Here is a 3,828-nt window from a genome sequence, read left to right on the forward strand (position 1 = left end):
GGTCGCTCACGGGCCCGATCCTAGGATGGTCGGCATGTCTGACCCCGGGCAGTCCCGCCTTCGCCTCATGCACGTGCACGCCCACCCCGACGACGAGTCCAGCAAGGGCGCAGCGACCACGGCGAAGTACGTCGCCGAGGGCATCGACGTGCACGTGGTGACCTGCACCGGCGGCGAGCGCGGATCGGTGCTGAACCCGAAGATGGACCGGCCCGACGTGCTCGCCAACATCACCGAGATCCGGCGCCAGGAGATGGACCGGGCTCGCGAGATCCTGGGCATCACCCAGGACTGGCTGGGCTTCGTCGACTCCGGCTGGCCGGAGGGCGATCCGCTGCCGCCGCTGCCCGAGGGTTGCTTCGCGCTCGTGCCGCTGGAGGAGGCGGCCGAGCCGCTGGTCCGGCTGATCCGGTCCTTCCGCCCGCACGTGCTGACGACGTACGACGAGAACGGTGGCTACCCCCACCCCGACCACATCCGCTGCCACGAGGTGTCGATGTACGCCTACGAGGCCGCGGCCGATCCGACCCGCTACCCCGACGCCGGTGAGCCCTGGCAGGTGCTGAAGGTGTACTACCAGCACGGCTTCAACCGGCCCAAGACGCAGGCGATCCACGACGAGATGCTGCGGCGCGGGCTCGAGTCGCCGTACGCCGAGCGGCTGAAGGAGTGGAAACCCGACCCCGCCCACGACGCCCGGATCACCACCCGGGTGCCCTGCGCCGAGTACTTCCCGGTGCGCGACCGGGCCCTCATCGCGCACGCCACGCAGATCGACCCCGACGGCCCGTGGTTCCACGTGCCGCTCGAGGTCCAGCAGAGCGTCTGGCCGACCGAGGACTTCGAGCTCGTGAAGAGCACGGTGCCCACCGAGCTCCCCGAGGACGACCTGTTCGCCGGCATCCGGGCCCTGGTTCCCTCCGACTCCTGAGCCCCATCCATCCCGTCGGCCCCGCCGGTCACCCGCGTGTGCGTCTGCTGCATGCGAGCCCCGCAGGCCGGGTAGGGGGAACGCGGGGAGAGGGTGGCAGGACATGGAGAACGCGAAGCGACGTCACGAGCGACACCACGACCGGAACCACGATCGGCACCAGTGGGGGCCGGCGCCCTCCGGCGAGGCGCAGCACCGGGCGGTCTGCCGCCGCTGCGGCCTGCAGGAGGTCACGACCTGGTGCCAGGCGTCGGACGGCAACCCGGTCGAAGTCGTCGCCTGGGTGGCGCCGACGGGCTCCGTGGTCGCCGCCCGGCCGGTCGAGAGCCGGCCGGTGCCGGCCCTGGCCGGGGGTCTTCCCGCGCTGGAGGACTGCATCGTCGACCCGCAGTCGGCTGCGCCGGTGCCGGCCCACTGCCCCGGCACCCCCGAAGTCTGGCAACCCTGAGACAATGGGCTCCATGAGCACCATGGCCGTTGCCCTCACCGCGCTAGTCCCGCTCGCCGACAAGGTCCCCTCCGAGGACGAGATCGGCGCCGGCTGGGTGTACTTCGTGCTGTTCGTGCTGCTCGCCGCCGCCGTGACCTTCCTCGGGTTCAGCCTGACCAAGCACCTGCGCAAGGCCCGCGCCAACGCCGAGCGCGGGGTGTTCGGCGACGAGCACCACGCCTCCTAGCAGCGCGACGTGCCGGTCTGGCTCCAGGCGGGCGCCTGGGGACTGATCGCCGGATCGGCTCTCGTGGTGGGGGCACTGTTCGCCTGGTTCCTCGACGTGCCCCGCGCCGTCACCGCGTCGGTGATGGCCTTCGGGTCGGGCGTGCTCATCTCGGCGCTGTCCTTCGACCTCGTCGACGACGCCGAGAAGACCGGCGGTCTGGTCGCAACCGCTGTCGGGTTCCTGGGGGGCGCGGTCGTCTACGTGCTGCTGAACGTGGCCCTCGCTCGTCGCGGAGCTCGCCACCGCAAGAGGTCCGGCGAGGAGCAGCCGTCGGAGGCGGACCAGCCCGGAAGCGGCACGGCGATCGCCATCGGTGCCCTGCTGGACGGGATTCCGGAGTCCGTCGTGCTCGGTCTGTCCCTCCTCGGCGGAGGCGGGGTCGGCGTACCGGTGCTGGCCGCGATCTTCATCTCCAACATCCCCGAGGGTCTCTCCAGCTCGGCGGGCATGAAGCGCCATGGTCGGAGCGCCGGGTACGTCTTCGGCGTGTGGACGGGCATCGCCGTGGCCAGCGGTCTGGCCGGACTGCTCGGCGCCCTGCTGCTCGAGGGCGCGTCCCCCCAGGCGATCGCAGTGATCACGGCCGTCGCGGCCGGCGCGATCCTCGCGATGGTGGCGGACACGATGATCCCGGAGGCCTTCGAGCGCACGCACCTGTACGCCGGCCTCATCGCGACCCTGGGGTTCCTCGTCGCCTTCTCGATCGAGCGAGCCGGCTGACCGCACGGGTCCTTCGGGCCGCAGGTGGTGACCTTCGCACGTGGTGACCGGTTGCGAGACTGATTAGGTTCGAATTGGTGGGGGTGTCATGCGCCCCCGTCCGGGCCTTGCCCGCGCGGGCAGGCCCCGAGCCGAGGAGGCCATCATGTTCGATGTCATCAACGGGCTCCCGCTTCACCCCCTCGTGGTCCACGCGGTCGTCGTGCTGCTTCCGCTGGGCATCCTGGGCACGATCGCGATGGCGGTCCGTCCCGGCTGGCGGCACCACTACGGCTGGCTCGCCGTGGCCGTGACGGCCGCTGCCACTGTCCTCATCCCGGTCGCGACCTCGAGCGGCGAGGACCTCGAGAAGCGCGTCGGGAATCCGGGCGACCACGCCGAGCTGGGTGACCAGCTGATCTGGTTCGCGCTGCCGATGCTGCTGTTCGGGTTCGCGCTGATGTACCTCGACCGCCGCGCCACGCGGCTCGCCGCCCTGTCCGAGGGCACTGCCCAGCACGTGGCGCCGGGCGCCTCCGCGACGGCTGCTCGCGCAGTCACGTGGGTGGCCGTGCTGGCCGTCGTGGCCTCGGTCGCTGCCGGCGTGCAGGTGTACCGCGTCGGCGACTCCGGCGCGCGCGCTGCCTGGGGCGACAAGGTCTCCAGCGGCAGGTGAGGCGCGCTGCCCATATCGCGGCGTTTTCCGATTGCGTTGCCCTGACCGGGGTACCACATCCGGGTCAGCGACCAACGAGGAGCCTGACAGCTCACCCGCTGGTCGCGGCACACAACAGGGCACGTTCGGGAGTGTCGACGAACTAGTAGTGGGCCTTAGTCCGGGGGGCCGAGGAGATGTCATGTCCTTCGGCAAGCACCAGTACGGGCGACTGCTGTCGCCCCTCGCAGTCCTCGTCTGGGTCGCGGTCCTGATCGGCTTCGCCGGCACCGCCCAGGCAGACCCACCGGCCGACCCGGCTGCGGCACAGGCCGGCGACCATGCCCAGGCAGCGCCAACCGAGACACCGGCGTCGGCCGCCGGCGCCGGGTCGGCCGCCGGAGTGGATCATTCCGCGGCAGCAGACCATTCCGCGGCAGCAGACCACTCCGCGGCAGCCGACCACAGTCCCGGCACCGGTGACCTGACCCAGCCGCAGCCGATCAGCAACGCGGACGCCAACACCGGCGGTGCCAACGGCCAGTGCCCGGGAGGGCCGTACTGCTCCACGCGTGACGGCTCCGCCTCGGCGAACGGCAACGGCGGCGGCCAGGCTGTCGGCAAGCCCTGCGCCGGGTGCGTGGGCAAGGCCGACAACAAGAACCCGAAGGGTCAGATGCCGAACGCCTCGGACGCCAACGCCGGCTACGAGTGCGACACCAACCACGGCATCGCCCGCAGCAACCCGGCCCACACCGGCTGCGCGGTGACGCCGCAGCCCGAGTGCGTGCCGACCGCGACGGTGCCCTGCGTGCCGTGCGTGC

6 protein-coding genes are annotated in these 3,828 nt (G+C 71.6%); all 6 read left to right on the plus strand.

Annotated features, from left to right (window positions below; genetic code table 11):
• Positions 1-34 precede the first annotated feature (34 nt).
• The gene (mca, locus tag EFL26_RS16130) at positions 35-931 is read left to right on the plus strand and encodes a mycothiol conjugate amidase Mca (protein ID WP_123224134.1); all 897 of its coding nucleotides are present in this window, start codon (positions 35-37) and stop codon (positions 929-931) included.
• Between the two features lie 103 nt (positions 932-1,034).
• On the plus strand, positions 1,035-1,379 hold the full coding sequence (locus tag EFL26_RS16135; protein WP_123223944.1) for a hypothetical protein: 345 nt from the start codon (positions 1,035-1,037) through the stop codon (positions 1,377-1,379).
• Positions 1,380-1,392: 13 nt separating this feature from the next.
• On the plus strand, positions 1,393-1,608 hold the full coding sequence (locus tag EFL26_RS16140) for a hypothetical protein (RefSeq protein ID WP_148046742.1): 216 nt from the start codon (positions 1,393-1,395) through the stop codon (positions 1,606-1,608).
• Between the two features lie 9 nt (positions 1,609-1,617).
• The gene (locus EFL26_RS16145) at positions 1,618-2,370 is read left to right on the plus strand and encodes a ZIP family metal transporter (RefSeq protein ID WP_123223946.1); all 753 of its coding nucleotides are present in this window, start codon (positions 1,618-1,620) and stop codon (positions 2,368-2,370) included.
• A gap of 145 nt (positions 2,371-2,515) precedes the next feature.
• Positions 2,516-3,025 (plus strand): DUF2231 domain-containing protein, encoded by a 510-nt coding sequence (locus EFL26_RS16150; RefSeq protein ID WP_123223947.1) that lies wholly within the window; start codon positions 2,516-2,518, stop codon positions 3,023-3,025.
• 181 nt (positions 3,026-3,206) lie between these two features.
• Positions 3,207-3,828 (plus strand): hypothetical protein (locus tag EFL26_RS24305; RefSeq protein ID WP_221176997.1); only part of this gene is annotated, 622 nt, incomplete at its 3' end.

The sequence above is a fragment of the Nocardioides pocheonensis genome (assembly GCF_003725535.1).
Lineage (GTDB): Bacteria > Actinomycetota > Actinomycetes > Propionibacteriales > Nocardioidaceae > Marmoricola > Marmoricola pocheonensis.